Raw genomic sequence first — 23,804 nt, 5'->3', positions numbered from 1 at the left:
AGAGGAGGATGAAAAAATGGAGATCAGGCAGTTTGCGGAAAATGCACTGACCATCTATATGGGGGATGAAATAGATGAGAAGATCAACAGGAAGCTTGTGGCGCTGCGCCATCATATAGAAGGGATGGAGGGCGATGGCATCAACGAGATCGTCCTGTCATACACGAGCCTCATCATCTATTTTGATATTTTCAGGACGGATGCCGGGACGCTTGAGGCAATGATGGAAAGCATCGATGAGGCGGCACTCCTCGAGGAGGAAATCGAATACAGGGTCATCGAAATCCCCGTCTGCTACGGCGGGGAGTACGGGCCGGACATCGGAAACTTCGAGGAGAACGGGCTGTCGGAACAGGAAGTCATCGACATGCATGCAGACAAGGAATACCTCGTATATATGCTCGGTTTCATGCCGGGCTTTCCTTATCTCGGCGGACTGGATGAAAAACTGCATAAACCACGCCTGGAGACGCCGCGTGTACGCATTCCGGCCGGATCGGTCGGCATCGGCGGCAGGCAGACGGGCATGTACCCGTTCGAATCCCCGGGCGGCTGGAATCTTTTGGGACGCACGCCGGTCCCCCTGTTCGATCCCGGCCGTGAGGAGACGATTCTCTACGCAGCGGGCGACCGCATCATCTACCGTCCGATCGATGAGGATGAATACAAACGTATTGAGGAAGAAATCGCCTCCGGTGAATACGAAGTCAAATATGAAGTGAAAGGGGGCGGATAATGGTGCTCAAAGTGAAGAATCCGGGACTCTACACGACGGTCCAGGACCTTGGACGCTACGGCCACCAGGCGGAGGGGTTCTCCCCAGCCGGTGCGATGGACTACCGTGCATTCATGCTGGCCAATCAGCTGCTCGGTAATGATGAGAATGCGCCTGGTCTCGAAATGACCTTGCAGGGGGCATCTTTTGAAGTGATGAAGGACACGGTCATTGCGGCGGCCGGTGCCGATATGGCACTCAAGGTCGATGGGGAGGAATTCTCCACAGGTGTGCCGATTCCAGTATTCAAGGGGAGCCTGATCGAGTTCGGGGCTGCCGAAGATGGGTCGCGTACATATCTCGCAGCGGCCGGAGGCTTCAAGGTGGAGCCCGTGCTCGGCAGTGCCTCGACACATGTCAGAAGCGGCATTGGCGGCTATCATGGGCGTACGCTCCAGGCGGGAGATGTCATCGGTACCGGGGATGCGGCCGCTGCGCCGCGACCATTCAGAATCAGCGCAATCGAAGAGGCGGAAGCGGTCCGGGTCATCCCCGGCCAGCAGTATGACCGCTTCAGTGAAGAGATGCGGCGGAAGCTGTCCGGTGAAGGCTATACGCTGACGAAGAATTGCGACCGGATGGGCTACCGCCTCGACGGACCGGAACTCGTTGCCGAAGGTGGACATGATGTACTGTCCGAGCCCACCCAGCTCGGCAGCGTACAAGTGCCGAAAGGCGGCATGCCGATCGTGCTGTTGAACGACAGGCAGACGGCAGGCGGATATGCACGCATCGCCACCGTGGCACGCGTCGACATCCCCAAGCTGGTCCAGAAGCAGCCGGGGGACACGGTGAAGTTCGAAGAAATATCGGTGGAGGAGGCGGCGACGCTCTACCGGGATGAAATGGAAAAGATAAGGGACGGCGGCTATCTTGAGGTCAACAATGACTTCAGGTCCCATGTCAGACCGACAGCAGGCAAGCTGAAAAGAATAATGGAGAGGTGATCGGGTTGGATATAGAAGAAGTGAAAGCATATGCAAAATTACTGAAGGAAGAGGATCTGAAGGTCCTGACCATAAAGGATGGGGATTTCAAGATCCATCTGGAGGCGAATGTGGCTGATGCTCCTCCTGCCGGACAGCAGGCTGCACCAAAGTCCGAAGCTGCTGGTGAAGAATCATCCGGACATACCGTCAAGGCCGGGCAGGTCGGCACGTTCTTCATCGAGAAGGAAGAGAACAGCGATGAGATGTTCGTATCCGTCGGCGACGACGTTTCGGAAGGGGATACGCTCGGTGTCATCGAAGCAATGAAGGTATTCAATGATGTCAAAGCGGATGTATCGGGTACCGTTGAAGAAATTCTTGTCGGAAATGGAGAGAGCGTCGAATATGACCAGCCGCTCTTCATTCTGCGGCCGAAGGAGGACTAGCGTGGAAAAGGTTCTCGTAGCAAACCGTGGAGAAATTGCCGTCCGTGTCATCCGGTCGCTCAAGGAAATGGGCATCCCGAGTGTCGCCATCCATTCCACTGCAGACCGGGACAGCCTGCATGTCGCGCTTGCGGATGAAGCGATATGCATCGGTCCGGCGAAGAGCACCGAGAGCTATCTGGATATCGACCGGATCATTGCCGCAATTGAAGTGAGCGGGGCAGATGCGGTGCACCCCGGATACGGCTTCCTCTCGGAGTCGGCGACTTTTGCCGAACGTCTTGAGGAGATCGGCGTCATCTTCATCGGCCCCACTGCAGAGACGATTTCCCGGATGGGGGACAAGGCTGAGGCACGCCAGACGATGAAGGATGCCGGCGTGCCGGTCATCCCCGGAAGTGACGGGGTCATCGACAGCTTCGATGAAGTCGAATCCGTTGCGGAAACGGTCGGCTATCCGCTCGTCATCAAGGCGGTCTCGGGCGGCGGCGGCAAGGGCATGCGCTTCGTCCATGAGCCGGCGCAGCTTGAAAAAATGTACAAGGAAGCGAAAAAGGAAGCGAAGAATGCGTTCGGCGACGACCGGATCTACATCGAAAAATACATCGAGAAGGCCCGCCATATCGAAGTGCAGGTGGTTGGGGACGGCCAGGGGCATGCCGTCCATCTCTATGAGCGTGACTGCTCGATCCAGCGGAACAATCAGAAGCTGGTGGAAGAGGCCCCGGCTGCCATCCTGGATGACGCATCGAGAAGGGATATTACGGAACGGACGGCTGAAGCCGTTGCCAAACTCAACTACAGGGGTGCCGGGACGGTCGAGTATCTCTACGTTGAAGAGGAGGATGCCTTCTATTTCATCGAAATGAACACGCGGATCCAGGTGGAGCACACGGTATCCGAAGAGATCACCGGTGTGGACATCGTCCGCCTGCAGCTGGAGGTGGCGCAGGGGAAGCCGCTTGAACTCACGCAGGACGACATCTCGATCAACGGCTTTGCGATCGAGTGCCGGATCAATGCGGAAAATCCCGCAGAGCACTTCATGCCCGCCCCGGGCACGATCGAGACGCTTCATTTCGGCATGGGCCAGGGCGTGCGGATCGATTCCCATGTCTATCCGGGCTACATGATCCCTCCGCATTATGATTCGATGATCGGCAAGATCATCATCCACGCGGAGTCGAGGGAGGCGGCGATACGGAAGATGACCCATGTGCTGGATGAGACGGTCATCGGACCGATCCATACGAACCTCGACTTCCAGCATTATCTGATGAACCACCCGAACTACAGGAAGAACGATGTGGACATCAAGTTTCTTCCACGCAATCACATTATCGGACAGGAAGGGGAATGACCATGTACACAGTAGATTTGAATGCAGATCTTGGGGAGAGCTACGGCAACTATACGATCGGCAATGACGAAGAGATCATCCCGCTGATCTCTTCGGCGAACGTCGCCTGTGGATTCCACGCGGCAGACCCGTCGGTCATGCTTGAAACCATCCGGATGATCAGGGAGAGCGGGTCGACGGGTGTCGGCGCCCATCCGGGATTCCCGGACCTCATGGGCTTCGGCAGGCGGTATATGGATATGTCGATGGCAGAGGTCAGGAGCATGATGTTCTACCAGCTCGGTGCCCTCGACGGTTTCTGCCGGGTCGAGGGGGTCCGGATGAACCACGTCAAACCGCATGGTGCACTGTATAATGCCACATTCAAGGACGCGGAACTGGCCCGGACCATTGCTGAAGCAGTCAAGGACTACAATCCGGAACTCAAGCTGATGGGGCTGTCCAATCAGAACCTGGTGCGTGCCGGGGAAGCGGCAGGCCTCGAAGTGCGCCACGAAGTGTTCGCCGACCGCGCCTATGAGGATGACGGGACGCTCGTCAGCCGGAAGAAGGAGGGCGCCATGGTGACGGATACGAAGCAGGCTGTCGACCGCGTCGTCCGCATGGTAAAGGAAGGAAAGGTCGAGAGCATCAACGGCCGTGACATCGATATAAAAGCCGACAGCATATGCGTCCATGGGGATGGACCGAAAGCCCTGGAATTCGTCCGGGAAATCAGAAGTGCGCTCGGGAAAGAAGACATTACCATACAAACAATGTAGAGGGGACTTGGGAATATGGACAAAAAACCAAAAATGACCGGTGTGCAGCGGCGTCTTCTATTCGGTGCGATATTCCTGATGGCGACATCGTCCATCGGACCGGCATTCCTGACGCAGACCAGCGTATTTACAGAACAGTTTCTGGCAAGCTTCGCATTCGCGATCCTTGCCTCCATCATCATCGACATCGGCGCCCAGCTGAACATCTGGCGCATACTGAGCGTCTCCGGCAAAAGGGGGCAGGATGTCGCGAACCAGGTCTTCCCGGGACTCGGGTATCTGATCGCCTTCCTGATCGTCCTCGGCGGCTTCGCCTTCAACATCGGCAACGTCGCCGGCGCCGGCCTCGGGTTCAATGCCATCTTCGGCTGGGATCCGAGGATCGGCGCAGCGATGGCCGGCATCATCGCCATCATCGTCTTCCTGCTGAAGAACGGCCGTGCGGTGATGGATGTCATCATCCAGATACTCGGTGTGCTCATGATCGCCATCACGGCATTCGTCATGATCCGGTCCAATCCGCCATACGGTGAAGCGGCCTACCGGGCAGTCATGCCGGAGGAGCCGATGACGCTCTTCCTGCCGGTGGTGACGCTCGTCGGCGGAACGGTCGGTGGCTATATCACCTTCGCCGGCGCCCACCGTCTGATCGAGGCTGGCGTGACCGGCAAGGAGAACCTCGGATTCGTCAGTACAGCAGCGAACCTCGGGATACTCACGACAGGGGTCATGCGTACGCTGCTCTTCCTGGCTGTGCTCGGCGTGGTTTCCGGAGGGGTTGCACTCAACCCAGAGAATCCGCCGGCGTCCGTCTTCCAGATTGCGCTCGGTGACATCGGCATGCAGATATTCGGTGTCGTACTCGTTGCAGCCGCACTGTCATCGGTCATCGGATCCGCCTACACGAGCGCCTCATTCCTGAGGTCGCTGCACCGTGTATTCGATGACTACAACAATATCGTCATCATCTCATTCATCGTCATTTCGACCATCATCTTTACATTCGTCGGCCGTCCGGTCGTGCTGCTGATTCTTGCAGGGGCCTTCAACGGACTCATCCTGCCGCTGACGCTGGGTGCGGTGCTCGTCGCCTCGAGGAACAGGAAGATCGTCGGCGACTACAAGCATCCGATGTGGATGATCATCTTCGGCATCATCGCCGTCGTCATCACACTGATTGCCGGCTTCATGTCGCTGCAGGGTCTGCAGGACCTCTGGACCCAATAAGGAGGAAAGTTCATGGAAGCAAAAGCACTGCGTGAAAAGATAAGGAATGGAACATTCGACAGGACGACATCCGGTGCCGCCGGGGACAACGTGCAGGCCAATATCGTCATTCTGCCGAAATCCTATGCATTCGATTTTCTGCTCTATGCGATGCGGAACAGGAAGGCCGTCCCCGTCATCGAGGTGATGGAGGATGGCAAAGTGGAAAGCAGCTATGCCGAAGGCTCCGACATCCGTACCGATGTGCCGAAGTACAACATATACAGGGACGGGAAGCTCAAGGAGACGGTTACAGACATCACAGAGTACTGGCAGGATGACTTCGTGACCTTCCTCATCGGCTGCAGCTTCACATTTGAACAGGCGCTGCTTGAAGCGGGACTTGAAGTGAAGCACATCAAGGAGCAGAAGAACGTCGCCATGTACAGGACGAACATCCCGACAGAACCCGCCGGCATCTTCAGTGGGGAACTCGTCGTATCCATGCGGCCGTTCAAAAGGGAGCTTGTTGAAAAGGCATCCGATGTGACTGCACAGTTTCCGGACATGCACGGCCGCCCGGTGCATCACGGGGAGCCGTCTGAAATCGGCATCCGTGACATCAATGCACCGGAATACGGTGAGCCGATCGATATCGATTCTGATGAAGAGCCTGTGTTCTGGGCATGCGGTGTCACGCCGCAGAATGCGGCACTCAATGCCAGGCCCTCCATCATGATCACCCACAATCCAGGGCACATGTTCGTGACGGATATCAAGAATGAAGATTATAGGAAAAAGTAGGATGTTTTACACTTTTAGCGGAATTTCAGCCGGATGGGCGGGAATTCCGCTTTATTTGTCCTTTATTTCCTACATGTAATGTAGGTATAATAAGTAAATAAGGGAGGAAGGAAAATGAAAAAATTATATCTGTTTTTATTCATATGCATCCTGGCATTGGCGGGATGTACGGACGACAGCAACGTCGAAGAGGACACGGAGGAAACGGGAGCGTCTGAATCCTCAGGTGAGGACATTGCCTTCAGCCTGCAGGCATTGCCGAATTCACTGGATCCCCATGCGGCGAATGATGGCTATTCGCTGTATGTAATGATCAACATATACGAAACGCTGGTGAAACTGAACCAGGACCTGGAACTCGAACCGGGACTGGCGGAATCCTACGAGCAGCTGGATGATACGACGTGGGAATTCAAACTGCGTGAAGATGTGACATTCCACGACGGCAGTCCGTTCAATGCTGAAGTGGTCAAGGCGAATCTGGATCGTGTGCGTGACCCGGAAGTCGGGGCACCGCTTGAATTCCTGTTTACAGAAATCGATGAAGTGGAAGTGGTGGATGACTACACTGTGAATATACATACGAAAGGGCCGTTTGCAGCACTGCCTGCGCACCTGGCTCATCCGGGTGGCCATATGATCAGTAAGGAAGTCATCGACAGCGACTATGAAGGCATGGAATCAGGTGGAGATCCGCTGACTGAAGTCAATGCCAATCCGGTAGGCACGGGCTTCTTCAAGTTCGAGGAGATCGTAGAGGGCGACCACATCACATTGAGCCGCAACGAGGACTACTGGAGCGAACCGGCAAATCCGTCTTCCGTGACCTTCAAGGCGGTGCCTGAAGACGGTACGCGTATTGCGGAACTCTCGACAGGCGACGCGGATCTCATCTATCCGGTGAATCCGAGTGACGTGGCACAGATCGACGGTGCCGACGGTACACGGGTCGAGCAGCATGAGAGCGCAAGCATGTCGTATCTCGGCTTCAATCTTGAAAAAGAGCCATTCGACGACCCGGTGGTAAGGCAGGCGATTGCGATGTCAATCGACAAGGAGGCCATCATCAACGAGATGCTGGAAGGCATACCGGCTGTGGCAGAGACACCCCTGAACCCGACAGTGAAGGGCTACAGTGACGATCTCGATCCAATCGAGTACGATAAGGAAGCCGCACAGGCACTGCTTGAGGAGAACGGCTACGGCGATGGGTTTACGGCTGAAATCATCGTGCGTGACCGGACGACTGCCGATATCGCAACGTTCATTCAGGAAGAGCTCTCCGACCTCGGCATCACGCTTGAAATCCGTCAGATGGAATCCGGTGCCTATCAGGAATATACCGCCAATGGCCAGCATGACATGTTCATGGGCAGCTGGGGCACGGTGACGCTTGATGCGGACTACGGGCTCTATCCGATGTTCCATTCCGACAACCATGGCGCACCAGGGAACCGGACACGGTATTCGAATGATGAAGTGGACCAGTTGCTGGATGCTGCACGGACGGAGACGGATGAGGCGGCACGCATGCAGCAGTATGCTGAAGCGCAGCAGATCATCATCGATGAGGCACCACTCGTGCCGATCTACCATTCGGTGCTGCTTGCCGGGATCAATGATGAGCTGGACGGCTACTTCCAGTACCCGAGCAGCTTCCCGTATCTGAAGGAATTGGAATGACATTCTGCTCCCATCGTTTAGATGGGAGCTTTTATTATAATCTGGTATAGTGTAGTGACATATGATTCTTGAAAGGATGATTGCATGAAGACATTGCTGTTGACGGGATTCGAACCCTTTCTGCAGTTCAGGGAGAACCCGACTGCAGCTGCTGTGAAGATGTTCGACGGAGAGGTCATCGGGGACTACCGGGTCACCGGCCGGGTCTATCCGGTTGCGTTCGACCAGATCAACGAACTGATCACATCGGACATCGATGCTTTGAAGCCGGATGTTGTAGTCAACCTCGGGCTTGCAGGCGGCAGGCATACGATAGATATCGAACGCATCGCCATCAACTGCATTGACGGGCGGACGGACAACGAAGGCTTCACCCCGGATGGTGAGAAGATAGACGACTCGGGGCCGGATGGATTATTCTCGACGCTGCCGATCAAGCGTCTGGAGAAGGCTTTGAAGGCGAACCATGTACCGGCAAGGATTTCAAATTCTGCAGGGACGTACCTCTGCAACAATCTGATGTATACATCATTGAATCATATAAGGCAGTCGGGGAAGTCCACCCCGGCCGGCTTCATCCATGTGCCTGCCCATCACGAAATCGGAACGGAGCTCAATGTTTCGAGCTGGTCCCAGGATGATATAAACAAGGCAGTAGGCATCATATTGGGCAATATATGACAAGAATGTTCAGAGAAGGAGAAGAGCAATGAAATTGGTACATGTAGAAAATTATGATGAAATGAGCATGCAGGCGGCACGTGCGGTCTTCGACAAGATCACGTCGTCCGAGCGTGTGGTGCTCGGGCTTGCCACAGGATCGACACCGGAGAAGATGTACGACTACCTGGTGGATATGCTGAACAAGAATAAGGTGGACCTCTCGCATGTCTATACAGTCAACCTCGATGAATATGTCGGACTTGATGCAGACCATCCGCAGAGCTACCACCAGTATATGAACAGGATATTCTTCGACCGGGTCGACATTCCGAAGAACCATACTTTCCTGCCGAATGGTGCGGCGGAAAACCTCGAAGATGAAGTGGCGGAGTATGAAAAGCTGATTGAAGAACTTGGAGGTGTCGACCTCCAAGTTCTCGGTATCGGCAGAAATGGACACATTGCATTCAATGAGCCGGGGACTGCCTTCGACTCGGAGACACATGTCGTCGATCTGACGGAAACGACTGTAAATGACAATGCAAGATTCTTCGATACGGTCGATGAAGTGCCGAAGCAGGCCATTTCGATGGGACTCAGCACCATCATGAATGCGAAATCCATCGTCATGATGGCTTCCGGTGAAGAGAAGGCGGATGCCATCACCGCAATGATGGAAGGGGAAGTGGATGAGTCGCTTCCGGCATCCATACTGCAGCGGCATCACGATGTGACCGTCATCGCCGACAGGAAGGCATTAAGAGAGGGATGACCAGATCCCGAGACGGGAGGTTTTAAGGATGACTGTACAAAACCATCAGCTGCCGGAGTTGGAAGCGGATCTCGCATCATCACCTTGTGAAACCGCAACCTTCGGCATGGGGTGCTTCTGGGGTCCGGATGCACGCTTCGGTGCGCTGCCGGGTGTCATCCGGACACGCACCGGCTACGCGGGCGGAACGACGGGAAATCCGACATACAAGGAGATGGGGGACCACACCGAGACCATCGAAGTGGACTTCGATCCGTCCCTCATTTCCTACGAGGGGATCCTGCGCCACTTCTGGCGCAACCATTATCCAAACCGGGATGCCTACAGGGGACGCCAGTACATCTCGCTGCTGCATTTTCATGACGAAAATCAGGAAGCTGCAGTGGAGAAGGTCAAAGGAGAGATGGAGGCTGAACTCGGCTTCTCAATAGAAACCGAGATTGCGCCGTTTGAAGGGTTCACCCTGGCGGAAGAACGCCATCAGAAATATTATCTGAAACGCTATCCGGGTGCGCTCGGCCAGCTTGAGGATATGGCCCCTGAACCGTCAATACTGACGGATTCCATTTTCGCAGCCCGTCTGAACGGTTTCGTGAAAGGCTTCGGAAACCGGGATGCACTGCTGGAGGAAATTTCCGGCTGGCCCATCCGGCCTGAAGCGAGGGAACAGCTGAAGCAGAAGCTCAAGCATATGAAATGGTAAAAAAGGCATGTCCACCCGGGTGGACATGCCTTTTGAATGACGCTGCTATTCCTTTTTTATACGCTTCAGGTTCTTGAAGATGCCGTTCGATGTCGACAGCACACTGTTGCGGTAGATGCTTGCTGCAAGCAGTATGGCCAGTATGATCGATACGAGTAGTATGGCGACTCCGATCAGGAGCGGTGCCTGTCCCGTTTCCTCATGCATCGCACGGAGCGGCATGACGAATGGAGTGAAGAGCGGGAAGTAGCTGGATATTCTGACCAGGAGACTGTCCGCGCTGCCCCAGATGTTGAAGATGGCAATGTAGAAACCGATGAGCGAGAACATGGTCACCGGCAGCAGTGCCTGCTGCAGATCCTCCATCCGGCTGATGAATGAACCGAGCATCGCCGCGATCGACAAGTAGAGGATGAGTCCGAGGATCAGGAAGATGACCGAGTAGATGATCATGGTGACCGTCTGGTCATTTGCCTCAAGGCCGAAATCGCTGATGATTTCACTGAAATCGAAAAGCTGTATCGCAATGAGGATCGCAACGATGAAGATGGCGAGCTGCGTCAGGCTGACTGAAATCATCGCGCTGATCTTGGCCAGCAGGTGCGTGACCGGTGCCACGCTCGAGACGATCATCTCGATGACCCGCGACGTCTTCTCCATGGCGACTTCAGTCCCGATCTGGCTTGCATAGTTGATGATGATGAAGAACATGACGATGACCGTTACATAGAATACGACCGTATTCAGCGGGTTGATGTCAGACATCTCGCCGCCTTCCGCTGCACTTTCTGAAGCTTCCCCGTCTCCGCCGTCCTGGCCGGCGATGTCATAGGTGATGTCCGGTGATGCATTCAGACGCTCCGCCTCCGCCTGTGTCAGGTTCAGGGATTGGATGGTATTCATGCGCTGCACCTGGCCGAGGGCCGTCTCGATGTCGTTCATCTGGCTGCCGGGAATCTCCTGGTCGGCTTCAAGCGTCACAGCGAGGGGTTCCATTCCGTCCACTCTCAACAACGCCCCGGTATCACCGATCTCCCCGTCGTTCTGTGCAATGTCGAAATCCGGCTCGATCGGTTCCATCACCGCCTCGAACTGGGCGTAGAACGCATCGTCGCTTTCGACATTGAGTGTGGTGATTTCTTCGGACGAATCGAAGATATTGATGATCTTGTCGAAGTTCGCCCCGACGAAGATCAGCAGGACGATGATTGCGGTGCTGATCATGAATGATTTGGCGCGTACTTTGGACAGGTAGGTCTGTGAAAAGGTTGCGAGGAATTTACTCATAGCTCATGTCCCACCTTCGAAATGAATATGTCATTGATGGATGGCTCGTTGACCTGGAATTTTTTGAAATAGCCGAGCTTGACGATTTCGTTGAAGATCGGCTCTGCATACTTTTCATCCTCGATCTTGAGGACGCTTTTCCTGCGTATCTGCTTCATGTCGAGGACGCCGGGCATGTTGCGCAGGAATTCGATGTCATGGTCGCCTTCGATGATGATCTCCTTCTGTCCGAAGTCGCTTTTGATCTGGTCGATATTGCCGCTGACCACCTGTTTTCCCTTATTCAGGATGCACAGTGATTCGCACAGCTCCTCGACATGCTCCATGCGGTGCGTACTGAAGATGATGGTCGCCCCCTGCCGGTTCAGTTCCTTGACTGCGGTCTTGAGGATTTCCACATTGACCGGGTCGAGTCCGCTGAATGGTTCATCGAGTATGATCAGTTTCGGGTCATGAATGATCGAGGCGATCAGCTGGATCTTCTGCTGGTTCCCCTTGGAAAGTTTTTCAATGCGTTTGCTCCGGTTCTCTGGCACTTCAAACCGCTCGAGCCACTCGGTGAGCTTCGTATCGATATCACGTTTCGACATGCCCTTCAGCTGCCCGAGATAGCGGATCTGCTCATCGACCTTCAGTTTCGGGTGCAGCCCCCGTTCTTCGGGAAGGTATCCGATTTCATTCGTAACGTTATAGTCGATTTTTCTGTCGTTGTAGGTGATGCTGCCTGATGAAGGCTGAAGCAGGCCGAGGATCATACGGAATGTCGTCGTTTTTCCGGCCCCGTTGCCTCCAAGGAATCCGTACATGCTGCCTGCAGGAACTTTGAGATTGATGTCGTCTACTGCAACCTGTCCGTTGAAGCTTTTTGACAGGCCGGAGAGTTCCAGTGTCATAGGTGTATCCTCCTTAGTCATTATGATTTTATTTTACCATAGAGCATTATTGCAGGATAATATATACTGTAAAGAAAATGGGAGTGCGATTTGATGGATAAAGGCAAGAGGGACGAAAAAGCGTCGTTCAATGATTTCATGGGTCTGCTGAAGCGTACGGAACTGAATCGCGGATTGTTTGCGACGGGCATCATACTGACCCTGGTGGGGACGATCGGTTCACTGATTGTGCCGCTTTTGACGCAGAGTTTCATAGATGGATACGACACGGAAATGTTCTCGGCAGGACTCATTGCGCTGATCATCATGGTATTTGTGCTCAGCGCCGTCCTGGACGGGATCGCCTACTACATACTGGCGAAGATCGGCCAGGCGATCATACTGAAGTTGAGGGAGAACGTATGGGATAAGTTCCTGAGGCTGCCGATCGGATACTTCGACCAGACGAAGAGCGGTGAATCGGTCAGCCGGGTGGTCAATGACACCGCCATCATCAAAGACCTGATCACCCGACACTTCCCGCAGCTGATCAGCGGAATCGTCTCCGTCATCGGGGCGGTGGTGATCCTGTTCATCCTCGACTGGCGCATGTCGCTGATCATGTTCATCGCGGTGCCGGTCTCGATCGTCGTCATCCTCCCGCTCGGCAGGCGGATGAGCCGGATTTCGCGGGCGCTTCAGGATGAGACTGCTGCATTCACCGGCCTCATCCAGGAGACGCTCAGCGAGATGCGTCTCGTGAAGTCTTTCAATGGGGAGGCATTCGAGCGTCGGAAGGGGAGGAAGGGCATCAGGACCCTATATGGATACGGCATGAAGGAGGCGGCGATCAACGCCTTCCTGTCACCGATCATGAGCACCGTCATGATGTTCGTCATCATACTGATCATCGCGTATGGTGGACTCAGGGTTTCGGAGGGCACGCTTACGATCGGTACGATGGTGGCCTTCCTGCTGTACCTTTTCCAGATCATCATGCCGATGACGATGTTTGCGATGTTCTTTACGGAATACAACAAGGCGCTCGGCGCCACGGAACGCCTCATACTGATCCTCGCCAAAGAGGAGGAGCAGGGCGGGGACGCGGCATTCGCCCAGCCGCTTGATTTCAATGTACTTGAGTTTGAGGATGTCTCATTCGGCTATGACCCTGAAAATAAAGTGCTGCATCACGTCGATTTCACGGCACGGAACAGTGAAAAGGTTGCATTCGTCGGCCCGAGCGGCAGCGGGAAATCGACACTGTTCGGCCTGATCGAACGCTACTATGACATCGATGCCGGCCGGATCATGGTGGATGGCATCGACATCAGGGATATCCCGCTCACCCTGCTGCGGCGGCATATCGGCTATGTGGCCCAGGAGAGTGCCATCATATCCGGGACGATCCGCGACAACATCACCTATGGCCTCGCACCTGACGAGTATACGGATGAAGAGGTTGAACTGGCCGTAAGGCGCTCCTATTCCCACGAGTTCATCGAGGCGTTGGAAATGGGTCTTGATACAACAGTCGGGGAGCGCGGCATCAAGCTCTCAGGTGGCCAGCGCCAGCGCATCGGCATCGCGCGGGCCTTCCTGAAGAATCCGAAGCTGCTCATGCTTGATGAAGCGACGGCAAGCCTTGATTCAAGGTCCGAGCGGTTCGTGCAGGAGGCGTTGGATGACCTGATGGAGGGCCGGACGGTGCTCGTCATCGCCCACAGGCTGTCGACGGTCATCAATTCCGATCGGATCTTCTTTCTCGACAACGGCTACATCACCGGTGAAGGCACGCATCAGGAACTGATGGCGGATCATGCGATGTACCGGATTTTTACGGAACAACAATTTGGATAAAGTGAAGAGGAATCTACCATGCGTCAATTATACGAAGCGTTTCAGCCGGTGATCCCGGTGTTCATACTGTTATTTATACTGGTCATTGCGATGACTCTCATCATCCAGAGGAAGTCCGGCTACCGCCTTGACACCATGAGGAAGCGGATGGATTTCCTCCTCTATCTCGGATTGATGATGACGATCATCGGCATTCTGCTGCTTACGCTGCTGCCGAGTTCGAATCCCGAGAAGGTGACCCAGTTCGTCCCGTTCTACAGCATCATCGACACGTTCGAGTATGCGACGGACTATGCAATCATCAATTCGATAGGGATGAACATCCTCCTATTCGTGCCGCTCGGTATGTTCCTGTACATTTTTACAAAGAGCGAATTCCTGACGACGGTGCTCGCCTGCCTATTCTCGATCTTCATAGAGTTCCTGCAGTACATGCTGCCGATCGGCAGAATATCCAACGTGGATGATGTCATTCTGAACACCTTGGGCGGCATCATCGGCATGATCCTCGGTCTTTTATTCTCAAAATTGGGAATTGTTTATTATTTCTTTGGAGCGGGTAAGGGAAATAATAAGGATTAGGGGGGATGGAATATGCATAGGAAACTGAAGAGTCTTGAAGATGTGGAACTGCATAAGGATGAGGTAATCGGACCAGAACTGGTCGGTACCATCGAATATGAGAAGGATGGGGAACATTCCTTCTATGGTGCAATCATTCCAACCACACACAGGTTGTTCGTCAATATAAGGGAAGCGGATACGGTGAAGCACCATCCGGTGGAGTACAAGGAGATTACAGGCATCACCACTGAAAATCTGCTGATGGTCGGCAACATCATCCATATATGGATCGGCAACGAAATCGTCATCAGCATGAAGAGCGTCTCTGACGGTAAACTGGACAAGTTCCTGAATTACCTCTATAAGCATAGGGCCCGCCGGCTGCGGCTGGACTCTGACGCATCGATCAGTCACACCCAGCATCATGACCAGCAGGTCGTATGATATTTTAAAGCGAAGAATCAGGTGCATGCCTGATTTTTTTGCGTTCTGGTTCATTTTCTTTGAAAAATCCATTCGTGTATAATGATAATGAATCAAATGAAGAGGATGAATCGATGAAAACAAGACTTGTACTGATGGTGCTGCTCATTGGCGTCCTGTCGGCATGCAGCAGCTTCAGGGAAACCGGTGTCTCGGAAGATGGCTCAGTGCGGCAGGTTATGACGGAACATACGGAAGAGATAGAAATACCGGCCGAACCAGAGCGCGTGGTGCTGCTCCGGGCGATGGATGCCGGCAATGCCAGCCTCCTCGGTGGCAACGTGGCGGGTGTAACGGATGTCGTCAAGGGCACCCGCCTCGCCGAGGAAGTCCTTGAGGAGGATGTGGCATATCTGGAGCATGGCGACATCGAGGCGCTGAAGGCGCTCGATCCGGACCTGATCATCACGTTCACTCCGGATGAACACCTTTTCGAATACCAGGAAATCGCTCCGACCGTGCAGATCAACTACAGCACCGCCGCATTCAGCCCCTTCAGGGACAGGCTGTATCTGGCACACCTCTATAACCTTGGTGTGATACTGAACAAACAGGAGGAAGCGGAGGCGCTCGGGGATGAATGGCTGGAGGAGACGACCCGTCTGCAGCGTGAAGTGGGCGGTTTGACGATGGACAGGAAAGCACTGGTACTCGTGGAAGGGCCGGATTCATATTACATATATGGCAGGCATTCGGCGTTCGGCACGGAAGCGGTGTATGATGTGCTCGGCTTCCAGATGGATGAAGACCTTGAAGAAGCGCTTGAAGATGGACCGGTTGAGGTTTCGATCGACGACCTTGACGGCTACAAGGCCGATCATGTCTTCGTCAATACCAGGCAGCAGGATGATGGATTGGACACGGAGATCGCCCAGGTGATGGGCATCGATGAAGAAAATGTCATCATGCAGGATTACGACGATTATCGCTTGAACGATCTGATTTCGATTGAAATGCAGGCGGAAGATATAATAGAACGCATCAAACCGTAAGGGAGAGGACCATTATGGCACAGGACAGAGTATTCCCGGAGGAATTCGGATACCATTTTTCCAATGGGAACTTTGAACAGATATACAGGCAGACGGTGCAGGATTTCCAGCTCCAGATGGATATGGAGACATTCCGGGAAGCCGCCGCTGATTTCAGCCGCAACGCCGGCAGCTTTGAACTGAAGCATTCGAACCAGCTTGAGCCGGGGATCAGGAGATACCAGTGGGTGGACACGGGCGACGCCAGGATGATCACCGTCGCCTACGACAGTGCAGGGGACATCATCGGCATCCAGTTCGACATCTATGAACAATTCACTTCCGACCGGGAAGTGACGATCAACACGTACCGTCTGCCCTTTGAAGGAGAATGGTTTGTGCTGTGGGGCGGGAACGACGCATTCCTGAACTACCACTATCCATATGAGCATCAGCGGTATGCCTATGACTTCATCCGCAAAGTGGACGGCTCGGCATTCGAAGGGGACGCTGAGATGCTCGAGTCCTACCATGCATTCGGCTCGAGCATCGTTGCCCCAAGAGGCGGGGAAGTCGTGAAGGTGGTGGATGATGCGGAGGACAACCTGCCGCACTACCCGAACATGTCGGCACCTGAAGGCAACCATATCATCATATCCCACGGCTACAATGAATATTCTCTGCTCGCCCACCTGAGGAAGCATTCGGTCACGGTGAAGGCAGGCGACACGGTCGAGACAGGGGAGCGCATTGCACAAGGCGGCAACAGTGGCGCCTCCGATACACCGCACCTCCATTTCCATGTGATGGATGGCGTCGATCCCTATACTTCGAAATCCATACGCATCCAGTTTTCCCCTTCCGGCGAACCAAGACAGGGGGACCGCGTCTGGGGCAGAAGCGGCCAATGATGATCAGGGCGAACGGGCCTTTCGATTATGGATTGGCCTATGACTTCATGGACCAGCAGGATGACTGCCTTTACCAGACAGAGGCGGGCACCGTCAGGAAAGCAGTGGTGCTTGAGGGGGCGCGTGTGCTGTTTGAGGTTTCGGAAGGACCGGAGGACAACTCGGTGGAAGTGGCCATCCTCATGAATGAAGGAGTGCCGGAATCCCTCGTCAAGGGCTATGTCACGGAATGGTTCGACCTTGAATATGATCTTGATGCCTTCTACCGCTTTGCCCGTGGGGACGATCGCCTCAGTCCTGTTGTGGAAACTCTGCACGGCTACCGCATGAACTGCACCGTGGACATGATGGAGGGGCTGCTCTGGTCGGTACTCGGCCAGCAGATCAACATGCGGTTTGCCTTCACATTGAAAAGGAGGCTCATCGAACACTTCGGCCACCATATTGAATTTGAAGGGGAGCGGTATTGGCTGATGCCAGAAGCCCGGGAATTCCTGTCACTGGACGCGGAATCGATGCGCAGCATGCAGGTGTCCTACAGGAAGGCCGAATATGTCCACCGCTGTGCAGCCGGCATCGAGGACGGGATACTCTCAAAGGCGCATTTGGAACGGATGGTGGACTATGAGACGGCGCTTGCCCATCTTACAAGCTTCAAAGGCATAGGACCATGGAGTGCCAATTCGGTATTGATGCGCACCCTGAAATTCAGGAATGCCGTTCCGGTAGGGGACGCAGGCCTGAAGAATGCGATCCGGACGACGGATGACCTTGAGGAGAAGCCGGACCGTGCATACATCCAGTCGGTTACAGACACGTGGGGCGGTTATGGTGCCTACGCCACGCTCTACATGTGGCGTGTACTCGGCTAGCAGCGGCTGCACAATAAAACCCACCATATTCATATGGTGGGTTTCATTGCTGATATGATGACGTCATTCTCCATTCTCCCGCTTCAGGACGAGGACAAGGGAAACCATGCCGATGAGCACCAGGCCGACGATCATCAGACCGTGCATGGATGGGTCGACGATACCGTCCAGGAATACGTATATTGCGAATAGGGCAATGACCGTCAGCGTGAAGTTCAGCCATTTGATGGTATTTCGGTTCATGCATCTGCTCCTTTTTTATAAACACCGAGTTTCTTTAAAAGCATTTTTTATAATGGTATCATAATAGTGAACAAAAATTAAAAGAGGAGGCTTATTGATGAACTATATTATGAGTGTGCAGCTACTTCCTCACCATCCGGAGTCGAATGACCTCTATAGTCATGTGGGCGGTGCGATTGAAATCATTGAAGAAAGCGGCCTGACCCATTTCGTCGGACCGATGGAAACGACGGTTGAAGGCAGCATCGACGAATTGATGAACCTGATCAAGAAATTGAACAGTCATCTTGCGAGCGAAGGATGCGACAAGGTCATATCAAACATCAAACTGATACAGTCCGAAGAGGCGATCAAAATCAAGGACATCCTGTCGGACTACTACGAGTTTGATGATGAATAATTGCTGTTAAAAAGGACTGATATCCGTCATTTAAATCCTTATTATCAAGTGTATATGAGGAAGGACGATAGGTTAACGCCCACGCTCTTGAGCGTGGGCGTTTGTTATTTAAGTGTGTTTCCATTCACAGTTGGAAATCTGGTGATGTCTATCATTACTGTGGCAACGAACCGCGTTCGATTACGCCAGTCAGAAATCCGAGGTTCGGATAATCTTTCTCTTCCAATTGCTTTTTAACTTTTTCTACATCGTATTGTACACGTTGAATACCTATATTGAACTGCTCTTTATCCCCTTCCGCCATAAGGTAGGAAGCATGGTTCAAACCATCGAACGGCAATCCGACACTTCCTAAGTTAGCCACACATTTTCCATTGATATAACGGACATATGGAAGATGGATGTGACCATATAAGTAGATATCCGCTTCCTGGTTCTGCATCAGCTTCTCTTCCAGTGCCTTATCTGATTCTGTCGGTTTGACAACCTCAAAGAGACTTTCCGGTGTGGCATGGAAGCAATGTACTTTAATCTTATCTGTCAGATCAACAGTCACTTCTGATGGAAGGTTTCTTAAATATTCCATATCCTCATCTGATAACTGGCCGACCGCCCATTCCCGTTCTCCTCTCATGGTATCCAAAACCTGATCCGGAACTTCTCCATCCTTTATTCCACGGTGGAGCCATTCATCTGCATTGCCCTTTATGACTGCCGTATTCAAATTCCTGACCAGGTCGAGTGATTTCTTCGGTTCCGGGCCACGGTAGGAAATATCGCCCATTACTACAATCTTATCTGCCTTCTTCTTTTCAATGTCTGCCAGCACTGCTTCGAGCGCAGTTGCATTTCCATGTATATCCGAAACAAATGCAATTTTCATCATGAAACACCGCCTTTTGTTATTGTTGTTTCCTCAAATTATATATCGTTATAGAAAAAGACATCAAGAAATTAAAATGAATGGCAGTTTCAGTTTTGATTCCATATATAAATTGTATTCGACCATAAAAGTAATCCCCGGAAGTTAGATTTCAGGTCCAACTTCCGGGGGATCAGCTCAAAATGATAAGATTCTTTTTGCTAGTGTCTAATTTATAGGGCCTAGTTTAAAGTGTAAGAGCTTTTCTTATTTGATGGGTTCACTCCGTATATGGAAGCGGACGCCACGGGGTCCCTCCACACTGAACATGCCGCCGATGCCGTCGACGACATCGAGGGTGAGGCGTGTATGCTTCCAGTATTCGTACTGGCGGTGATGCATGTAGAAGGGGACGCCTTCGACTTCCCCGAGCTTCACATCCGCATCACCGATGATCATGGTGCCTTCCTTCAGGCACATGGGGCTGGAGCCATCGCAACAGCCGCCGGATTGGTGGAAGATGAGATTTCCGTGTTCCTCCTTGAGCTCCCGTATAAGGGACCTGGCCGCTTCTGTCGCGTCAACGGCCTTCAATTGTTCCATTTAGAAGAATCCTTTTGGAGACTCGCCGTAGCTGACGAGCATATTCTTCGTCTGCTGATAATGACTGAGCATCATCAGGTGGTTTTCACGGCCGATGCCGCTCATCTTATAACCGCCGAATGCAGCGTGGGCAGGGTAGTCGTGATAGGTGTTCACCCATACACGGCCTGCCTGGATGGCACGCCCGAACCTGTATGCCTTGTTCTGGGAGCGGGTCCATACGCCCGCGCCGAGGCCATACAGTGTATCGTTGGCAATGGCGATCGCTTCGTCATCGTCCTTGTATGTTGCGACAGCAAGGACGGGTCCGAAAATCTCTTCCTGGAATATCCGCATCTTATTGTCACCCTTGAAGATGGTCGGCTCGAAATAGTAGCCGCCTTCGATTTCTCCATCGACTTCCTTGATGCTGCCGCCTGTGAGCACTTCGGCGCCTTCTTTCCTGCCGATGTCAAGATAGGAGCTGATCTTCTCCTTCTGCTCCTTGGAAGTCTGGGCACCCATCATCGTATTTTCGTCGAACGGGTTGCCGACCTTGATCTGCTCGACCCGCTCGATGACGCGTTTCATGAATTCATCGAATATATCTTCATGGATCAAAGCGCGTGACGGGCAGGTACATACTTCACCCTGGTTGAGCGCGAACATCACGAGGCCTTCAATCGCCTTATCGAGGAATCCATCATCTTCATCCATGACATCCTTGGCGAAGATGTTCGGGGACTTACCGCCAAGTTCCAGTGTGACCGGAATGATGTTCTGGCTGGCATTCTGCATGATGATGCGCCCCGTCGTCGTCTCCCCAGTGAAGGCGAGCTTGTTGATCTTATCATGTGTCGCAAGCGCCTGGCCGGCTTCTGAACCGAATCCGTTGACCACATTGACGACGCCTTTCGGAAGAATATCGCTGATGAGCTCCATCAGGTGCAGGATCGTCGATGGTGTCTGCTCTGCCGGTTTGAGTACGACGGAGTTTCCAGCAGCAAGCGCCGGTGCAAGCTTCCATGTCGCCATCAGAAGCGGGAAGTTCCATGGGATGATCTGTCCCACGACACCCAGCGGCTCGTGGAAGTGATAGGCCACGGTATCCTCATCAAGCTGCGATATGCCGCCTTCCTGGGCGCGGATGGCGCCGGCGAAATATCTGTAGTGGTCGACGACGAGCGGCAGGTCGGCGTTCAGTGTTTCCCTGACGGCCTTGCCGTTTTCGAAAGTTTCAAGTACGGCAAGTTCCTCGAGGTTCTGTTCGATGCGGTCCGCAATCCTGAGCAGGATGTTGCTCCGCTCGGTCGGGGAGGTCTTTCCCCATTCCTCCTGCGCCTTATGGGCAGCTTCGACCGCTTTGTCGATATCTTCTTTTGTGGAGCGCGGCACTTTTGAGACCACTTTGCCGATGACCGGAGACTCGTTGTCGAAGTACTTTCCGTTTGCCGGCGGCACCCATTCCCCGCCGATGAAGTTCTCATACTGCTCCTTGATTTTATATTGTGCATTTTCTTTGTTTGGAAACTCATATACCATTATGCATACCCCCTGTTTAATGTACCTTCATTTTATTCCAATATTGAGATATTTGCAAGCGCTTACATTTATGGGGTTTGGCTGATCATCAATTTTCGATTATAATGGGTCTACAGTTTATGAGCGGAGTGATGGAATTGGGAGAATGTCCGTATTGCAGTCATGAGTGGACGTATAAGGAGAAGCTTCTGGGATATGCACTGAAGCCGCGCACGCGGATCAGATGTCCCAGGTGCAGGGAATATCTGGAGCCGTCGACATTGACGCTCATCTATGATTATATCGCGATCATCGGCCTGGCCATGATGGTATTCCTGCTGATCCCGATCATGGGCTGGCCGGTATCGATATCGGTCGGGTTGAGTGCGCTGCTGCTGGTGATCTATATGGCAGTGTTCCTGCCGCTGACGATACGCTTCAAGAGATACAGCTATAACATGAAGGAATGAAGGTGGACCCCGGTCCATCTTTTTTTGTCAACTTGCTTATATCTCCCACTGTGTTAATATAAGACAGTCTTTTGAAATGGAAAATAAATTTATACGAGGTGAAGATATGAAGAAATTTCGATTGATGGACTGGCCGACATTCATTGCGTCACTATTGATCCTGCTGTCGGTGGTCGTCCCGCTCATCGTTTTCCCTGAAGCGAGCCGGAATACGATCCTTCAGTTGAATGAATGGGTGACCACGGGACTCGGGGCAGTGTATCTGGCAGTCGGTCTTGCGGTATTCTTTTTCGTCCTCTATATCGCATTCGGCAAATATGGACAGGTGACACTCGGTAAGGAATCCGATGAGCCTGAATTCGGCACTTTCAGCTGGGCGGCCATGCTGTTCTGTGCGGGTATCGGCTCGAGCATCCTGTACTGGGGCGTCATCGAGTGGGTCTACTATTATCAGGCACCACCGTTTCACCTGGACCCTGCAAGTGAAGAAGCGATCAACTATGCGACTACATACGGAATATTCCACTGGGGACCGATCGCGTGGGCCATATATGTACTGCCCGCCCTGCCGATCGCATACTCCCTATACGTCAAGAAAAGGCCGATACTGAAAATCAGTCTGGCATGTGAACCGATACTCGGGAAATATACCACCAGATGGCCCGGAAAACTGATCGATGTGCTGTTCATCTTCGGTCTGCTGGGCGGTGCCGGTACGACACTCGGCCTTGCGACACCGATGATTGCAGCAGGTATGGAATCACTGTTCGGCATCGATGGAGAAGGGTCAGCTCTGCGGCTTGGGATTCTGGTTGCAGCGACTGTGATTTTTGCGGTCAGCTCCTACTCGGGACTCAAGCGCGGCATCAAAGTGCTCAGCGACATCAACCTGTGGCTGACATTCATTCTGCTCGGGTTCGTCTTCATTGTCGGACCGACGGTCTTCATCATGGAGACGACGGTTTCAAGTGTCGGCCTCATGATCAAGGACTTCTTCAGGATGGCTACATGGCTTGAACCGTTCGGCGGCTACAACAATGTTCCTGAAACATCGTTCCCACAGAGCTGGACCGTGTTCTACTGGGCATGGTGGCTCGTCTATGCGCCATTCGTCGGACTCTTCATTGCGCGGATTTCGAAAGGCCGCAGACTGAAGGAAGTCGTGCTCGGCACACTGCTTTATGGCACGCTCGGCTGTGCGCTGTTCTTCGGCATCCTCGGAAACTACGGCCTATGGCTGGAACTTTCCGGAACATTCTCCGTCACAGAAGTGCTCAATAACCAAAGTGGGGAAGCGGCAATTATGGCAGTCATCGGCCAGCTGCCATTCGGCAAGCTGACCACAGCGGTATTCGTACTTACTGCACTCATCTATCTGGCGACTACATTCGACTCCGGTTCCTACATCCTTTCTGCAACGACTCAGACCGAAGTCGATGGGGAGCCGTACAGATGGAACCGCCTCTTCTGGGCATTCGCACTATCCGTACTGCCGTTCTCGCTGATGCTCATCAGCGGTGAGGACTCACTCGGCCTGCTGCAGACGGCATCCATTGTGGCCGGTGCGCCTCTGATCATCATATTCGTCATGCTGATGATATCGTTCATACGGACGCTCGGCGACGACCGGGTCAAGCTCGAAGAGCGGCATAGGGCACATAAGGAAAAAGAAAGAAGAACACTCTCCATTTCGTATGCCAAGCGCGACAAGTGGTGGGAATAGTATAAGGAAAGCTCCGGAATTTTAAAATTCCGGAGCTTTTTTGTGTGGAATGGGGTGGCGGGTGGAGTATTGGACGTTAAT

The 23,804-nt window shown here is 53.2% G+C and carries 26 protein-coding genes; 20 read left to right on the top strand and 6 right to left on the bottom strand.

The features are described 5' to 3' along the window. Positions 1 to 16 precede the first annotated feature (16 nt). From pxpB to msrA, 11 genes are all read left to right on the top strand, one after another. On the top strand, positions 17 to 736 hold the full coding sequence (pxpB, locus tag EDC33_RS09795; protein WP_124011022.1) for a 5-oxoprolinase subunit PxpB: 720 nt from the start codon (positions 17 to 19) through the stop codon (positions 734 to 736). Beyond that, entirely contained in the window at positions 736 to 1,722 is a 987-nt protein-coding gene (locus EDC33_RS09790; protein ID WP_124011021.1) for a 5-oxoprolinase subunit C family protein, read from the top strand. The genes pxpB and EDC33_RS09790 overlap by 1 nt, the downstream gene beginning before the upstream one ends. 5 nt (positions 1,723 to 1,727) lie before the next feature. Further along, complete coding sequence (locus tag EDC33_RS09785; protein WP_124011020.1) at positions 1,728 to 2,150, top strand: acetyl-CoA carboxylase biotin carboxyl carrier protein; 423 nt, start codon at positions 1,728 to 1,730, stop codon at positions 2,148 to 2,150. Further along, positions 2,110 to 3,510, top strand: coding sequence for an acetyl-CoA carboxylase biotin carboxylase subunit (gene accC / locus EDC33_RS09780; protein WP_170156416.1), 1,401 nt, complete (start codon positions 2,110 to 2,112; stop codon positions 3,508 to 3,510). Before EDC33_RS09785 ends, accC begins: the two co-directional genes overlap by 41 nt. A gap of 2 nt (positions 3,511 to 3,512) precedes the next feature. Then, on the top strand, positions 3,513 to 4,271 hold the full coding sequence (locus tag EDC33_RS09775) for a LamB/YcsF family protein (RefSeq protein ID WP_124011018.1): 759 nt from the start codon (positions 3,513 to 3,515) through the stop codon (positions 4,269 to 4,271). A gap of 15 nt (positions 4,272 to 4,286) precedes the next feature. Further along, positions 4,287 to 5,498, top strand: coding sequence for an NRAMP family divalent metal transporter (locus tag EDC33_RS09770; protein WP_124011017.1), 1,212 nt, complete (start codon positions 4,287 to 4,289; stop codon positions 5,496 to 5,498). A gap of 12 nt (positions 5,499 to 5,510) precedes the next feature. Beyond that, positions 5,511 to 6,281 carry a putative hydro-lyase gene (locus tag EDC33_RS09765; protein WP_031546532.1) on the top strand — a complete coding sequence of 257 codons (771 nt, stop codon included), beginning with the start codon at positions 5,511 to 5,513 and terminating at the stop codon, positions 6,279 to 6,281. Positions 6,282 to 6,395: 114 nt separating this feature from the next. Further along, the gene (locus EDC33_RS09760) at positions 6,396 to 7,964 is read left to right on the top strand and encodes a glutathione ABC transporter substrate-binding protein (protein WP_124011016.1); all 1,569 of its coding nucleotides are present in this window, start codon (positions 6,396 to 6,398) and stop codon (positions 7,962 to 7,964) included. Between the two features lie 84 nt (positions 7,965 to 8,048). Further along, positions 8,049 to 8,645, top strand: a complete 597-nt coding sequence (locus tag EDC33_RS09755; RefSeq protein ID WP_094907003.1) for a pyroglutamyl-peptidase I — start codon at positions 8,049 to 8,051, stop codon at positions 8,643 to 8,645. Between the two features lie 28 nt (positions 8,646 to 8,673). Then, positions 8,674 to 9,399, top strand: a complete 726-nt coding sequence (nagB, locus tag EDC33_RS09750) for a glucosamine-6-phosphate deaminase (protein WP_124011015.1) — start codon at positions 8,674 to 8,676, stop codon at positions 9,397 to 9,399. A 28-nt stretch (positions 9,400 to 9,427) separates the two neighbouring features. Next, complete coding sequence (gene msrA, locus EDC33_RS09745) at positions 9,428 to 10,102, top strand: peptide-methionine (S)-S-oxide reductase MsrA (protein ID WP_124011014.1); 675 nt, start codon at positions 9,428 to 9,430, stop codon at positions 10,100 to 10,102. A 45-nt stretch (positions 10,103 to 10,147) separates the two neighbouring features. Here msrA and EDC33_RS09740 read toward each other — a convergent pair whose 3' ends face one another. Both EDC33_RS09740 and EDC33_RS09735 read right to left on the bottom strand, forming a co-directional pair. Then, the gene (locus tag EDC33_RS09740; RefSeq protein WP_124011013.1) at positions 10,148 to 11,389 is read right to left on the bottom strand and encodes an ABC transporter permease; all 1,242 of its coding nucleotides are present in this window, start codon (positions 11,387 to 11,389) and stop codon (positions 10,148 to 10,150) included. Further along, positions 11,386 to 12,282 (bottom strand): ABC transporter ATP-binding protein, encoded by an 897-nt coding sequence (locus EDC33_RS09735; RefSeq protein ID WP_124011012.1) that lies wholly within the window; start codon positions 12,280 to 12,282, stop codon positions 11,386 to 11,388. The genes EDC33_RS09740 and EDC33_RS09735 overlap by 4 nt, the downstream gene beginning before the upstream one ends. Positions 12,283 to 12,375: 93 nt before the next feature. Between EDC33_RS09735 and EDC33_RS09730 the strand changes: the two genes are divergently transcribed. From EDC33_RS09730 to EDC33_RS09705, 6 genes are all read left to right on the top strand, one after another. Continuing rightward, positions 12,376 to 14,121 (top strand): ABC transporter ATP-binding protein, encoded by a 1,746-nt coding sequence (locus tag EDC33_RS09730; protein ID WP_124011011.1) that lies wholly within the window; start codon positions 12,376 to 12,378, stop codon positions 14,119 to 14,121. An 18-nt stretch (positions 14,122 to 14,139) separates the two neighbouring features. Continuing rightward, positions 14,140 to 14,703, top strand: coding sequence for a VanZ family protein (locus EDC33_RS09725; RefSeq protein WP_124011010.1), 564 nt, complete (start codon positions 14,140 to 14,142; stop codon positions 14,701 to 14,703). A 12-nt stretch (positions 14,704 to 14,715) separates the two neighbouring features. Beyond that, positions 14,716 to 15,129 (top strand): PH domain-containing protein, encoded by a 414-nt coding sequence (locus tag EDC33_RS09720; protein WP_124011009.1) that lies wholly within the window; start codon positions 14,716 to 14,718, stop codon positions 15,127 to 15,129. Positions 15,130 to 15,242: 113 nt separating this feature from the next. Continuing rightward, complete coding sequence (locus tag EDC33_RS09715; RefSeq protein WP_124011008.1) at positions 15,243 to 16,160, top strand: ABC transporter substrate-binding protein; 918 nt, start codon at positions 15,243 to 15,245, stop codon at positions 16,158 to 16,160. Between the two features lie 14 nt (positions 16,161 to 16,174). Further along, positions 16,175 to 17,050, top strand: a complete 876-nt coding sequence (locus EDC33_RS09710) for a M23 family metallopeptidase (RefSeq protein WP_124011007.1) — start codon at positions 16,175 to 16,177, stop codon at positions 17,048 to 17,050. Next, complete coding sequence (locus EDC33_RS09705; RefSeq protein ID WP_229716738.1) at positions 17,050 to 17,922, top strand: DNA-3-methyladenine glycosylase family protein; 873 nt, start codon at positions 17,050 to 17,052, stop codon at positions 17,920 to 17,922. The genes EDC33_RS09710 and EDC33_RS09705 overlap by 1 nt, the downstream gene beginning before the upstream one ends. 63 nt (positions 17,923 to 17,985) lie before the next feature. On the opposite strand, the gene EDC33_RS09700 is transcribed toward EDC33_RS09705, so the two are convergent. Then, positions 17,986 to 18,165: a hypothetical protein gene (locus tag EDC33_RS09700; protein WP_040106448.1), complete on the bottom strand. Its 180-nt coding sequence runs from the start codon at positions 18,163 to 18,165 to the stop codon at positions 17,986 to 17,988. Between the two features lie 97 nt (positions 18,166 to 18,262). Here EDC33_RS09700 and EDC33_RS09695 point away from each other — a divergent pair, with 97 nt between their 5' ends. Then, positions 18,263 to 18,565, top strand: coding sequence for a thiamine-binding protein (locus EDC33_RS09695; protein WP_040106447.1), 303 nt, complete (start codon positions 18,263 to 18,265; stop codon positions 18,563 to 18,565). A 154-nt stretch (positions 18,566 to 18,719) separates the two neighbouring features. Here EDC33_RS09695 and EDC33_RS09690 read toward each other — a convergent pair whose 3' ends face one another. From EDC33_RS09690 to exaC, 3 genes are all read right to left on the bottom strand, one after another. Next, positions 18,720 to 19,448 carry a metallophosphoesterase family protein gene (locus EDC33_RS09690; RefSeq protein WP_094907096.1) on the bottom strand — a complete coding sequence of 243 codons (729 nt, stop codon included), beginning with the start codon at positions 19,446 to 19,448 and terminating at the stop codon, positions 18,720 to 18,722. Positions 19,449 to 19,694: 246 nt separating this feature from the next. Further along, complete coding sequence (locus tag EDC33_RS09685; protein ID WP_040106446.1) at positions 19,695 to 20,030, bottom strand: DUF779 domain-containing protein; 336 nt, start codon at positions 20,028 to 20,030, stop codon at positions 19,695 to 19,697. Beyond that, positions 20,031 to 21,551 carry an acetaldehyde dehydrogenase ExaC gene (gene exaC, locus EDC33_RS09680; protein ID WP_094907014.1) on the bottom strand — a complete coding sequence of 507 codons (1,521 nt, stop codon included), beginning with the start codon at positions 21,549 to 21,551 and terminating at the stop codon, positions 20,031 to 20,033. A 104-nt stretch (positions 21,552 to 21,655) separates the two neighbouring features. Between exaC and EDC33_RS09675 the strand changes: the two genes are divergently transcribed. Beyond that, complete coding sequence (locus EDC33_RS09675; RefSeq protein ID WP_229716739.1) at positions 21,656 to 22,000, top strand: hypothetical protein; 345 nt, start codon at positions 21,656 to 21,658, stop codon at positions 21,998 to 22,000. A 106-nt stretch (positions 22,001 to 22,106) separates the two neighbouring features. Continuing rightward, the gene (locus EDC33_RS09670; RefSeq protein WP_094907015.1) at positions 22,107 to 23,723 is read left to right on the top strand and encodes a BCCT family transporter; all 1,617 of its coding nucleotides are present in this window, start codon (positions 22,107 to 22,109) and stop codon (positions 23,721 to 23,723) included. Positions 23,724 to 23,804 lie beyond the last annotated feature (81 nt).

This window comes from Salinicoccus roseus, assembly GCF_003814515.1.
GTDB lineage: Bacteria > Bacillota > Bacilli > Staphylococcales > Salinicoccaceae > Salinicoccus > Salinicoccus roseus.
The sequence above is the reverse complement of the archived record's forward strand: the minus strand, read 5'-3'. Positions and strand labels throughout refer to the sequence as shown.

What these genes read in the sequence shown, in the direction of transcription:
- pxpB (WP_124011022.1), top strand. Translation starts at nt 17, where the DNA reads ATGGAGATCAGGCAGTTTGCGGAAAATGCACTGACCATCTATATGGGG.
- EDC33_RS09790 (WP_124011021.1), top strand. Translation starts at nt 736, where the DNA reads ATGGTGCTCAAAGTGAAGAATCCGGGACTCTACACGACGGTCCAGGAC.
- accC (WP_170156416.1), top strand. Translation starts at nt 2,110, where the DNA reads ATGACCAGCCGCTCTTCATTCTGCGGCCGAAGGAGGACTAGCGTGGAA.
- EDC33_RS09775 (WP_124011018.1), top strand. Translation starts at nt 3,513, where the DNA reads ATGTACACAGTAGATTTGAATGCAGATCTTGGGGAGAGCTACGGCAAC.
- EDC33_RS09770 (WP_124011017.1), top strand. Translation starts at nt 4,287, where the DNA reads ATGGACAAAAAACCAAAAATGACCGGTGTGCAGCGGCGTCTTCTATTC.
- EDC33_RS09765 (WP_031546532.1), top strand. Translation starts at nt 5,511, where the DNA reads ATGGAAGCAAAAGCACTGCGTGAAAAGATAAGGAATGGAACATTCGAC.
- EDC33_RS09760 (WP_124011016.1), top strand. Translation starts at nt 6,396, where the DNA reads ATGAAAAAATTATATCTGTTTTTATTCATATGCATCCTGGCATTGGCG.
- EDC33_RS09755 (WP_094907003.1), top strand. Translation starts at nt 8,049, where the DNA reads ATGAAGACATTGCTGTTGACGGGATTCGAACCCTTTCTGCAGTTCAGG.
- nagB (WP_124011015.1), top strand. Translation starts at nt 8,674, where the DNA reads ATGAAATTGGTACATGTAGAAAATTATGATGAAATGAGCATGCAGGCG.
- msrA (WP_124011014.1), top strand. Translation starts at nt 9,428, where the DNA reads ATGACTGTACAAAACCATCAGCTGCCGGAGTTGGAAGCGGATCTCGCA.
- EDC33_RS09740 (WP_124011013.1), bottom strand. Translation starts at nt 11,389, where the DNA reads ATGAGTAAATTCCTCGCAACCTTTTCACAGACCTACCTGTCCAAAGTA.
- EDC33_RS09735 (WP_124011012.1), bottom strand. Translation starts at nt 12,282, where the DNA reads ATGACACTGGAACTCTCCGGCCTGTCAAAAAGCTTCAACGGACAGGTT.
- EDC33_RS09730 (WP_124011011.1), top strand. Translation starts at nt 12,376, where the DNA reads ATGGATAAAGGCAAGAGGGACGAAAAAGCGTCGTTCAATGATTTCATG.
- EDC33_RS09725 (WP_124011010.1), top strand. Translation starts at nt 14,140, where the DNA reads ATGCGTCAATTATACGAAGCGTTTCAGCCGGTGATCCCGGTGTTCATA.
- EDC33_RS09720 (WP_124011009.1), top strand. Translation starts at nt 14,716, where the DNA reads ATGCATAGGAAACTGAAGAGTCTTGAAGATGTGGAACTGCATAAGGAT.
- EDC33_RS09715 (WP_124011008.1), top strand. Translation starts at nt 15,243, where the DNA reads ATGAAAACAAGACTTGTACTGATGGTGCTGCTCATTGGCGTCCTGTCG.
- EDC33_RS09710 (WP_124011007.1), top strand. Translation starts at nt 16,175, where the DNA reads ATGGCACAGGACAGAGTATTCCCGGAGGAATTCGGATACCATTTTTCC.
- EDC33_RS09705 (WP_229716738.1), top strand. Translation starts at nt 17,050, where the DNA reads ATGATCAGGGCGAACGGGCCTTTCGATTATGGATTGGCCTATGACTTC.
- EDC33_RS09700 (WP_040106448.1), bottom strand. Translation starts at nt 18,165, where the DNA reads ATGAACCGAAATACCATCAAATGGCTGAACTTCACGCTGACGGTCATT.
- EDC33_RS09695 (WP_040106447.1), top strand. Translation starts at nt 18,263, where the DNA reads ATGAACTATATTATGAGTGTGCAGCTACTTCCTCACCATCCGGAGTCG.
- EDC33_RS09690 (WP_094907096.1), bottom strand. Translation starts at nt 19,448, where the DNA reads ATGAAAATTGCATTTGTTTCGGATATACATGGAAATGCAACTGCGCTC.
- EDC33_RS09685 (WP_040106446.1), bottom strand. Translation starts at nt 20,030, where the DNA reads ATGGAACAATTGAAGGCCGTTGACGCGACAGAAGCGGCCAGGTCCCTT.
- exaC (WP_094907014.1), bottom strand. Translation starts at nt 21,551, where the DNA reads ATGGTATATGAGTTTCCAAACAAAGAAAATGCACAATATAAAATCAAG.
- EDC33_RS09675 (WP_229716739.1), top strand. Translation starts at nt 21,656, where the DNA reads ATGGGTCTACAGTTTATGAGCGGAGTGATGGAATTGGGAGAATGTCCG.
- EDC33_RS09670 (WP_094907015.1), top strand. Translation starts at nt 22,107, where the DNA reads ATGAAGAAATTTCGATTGATGGACTGGCCGACATTCATTGCGTCACTA.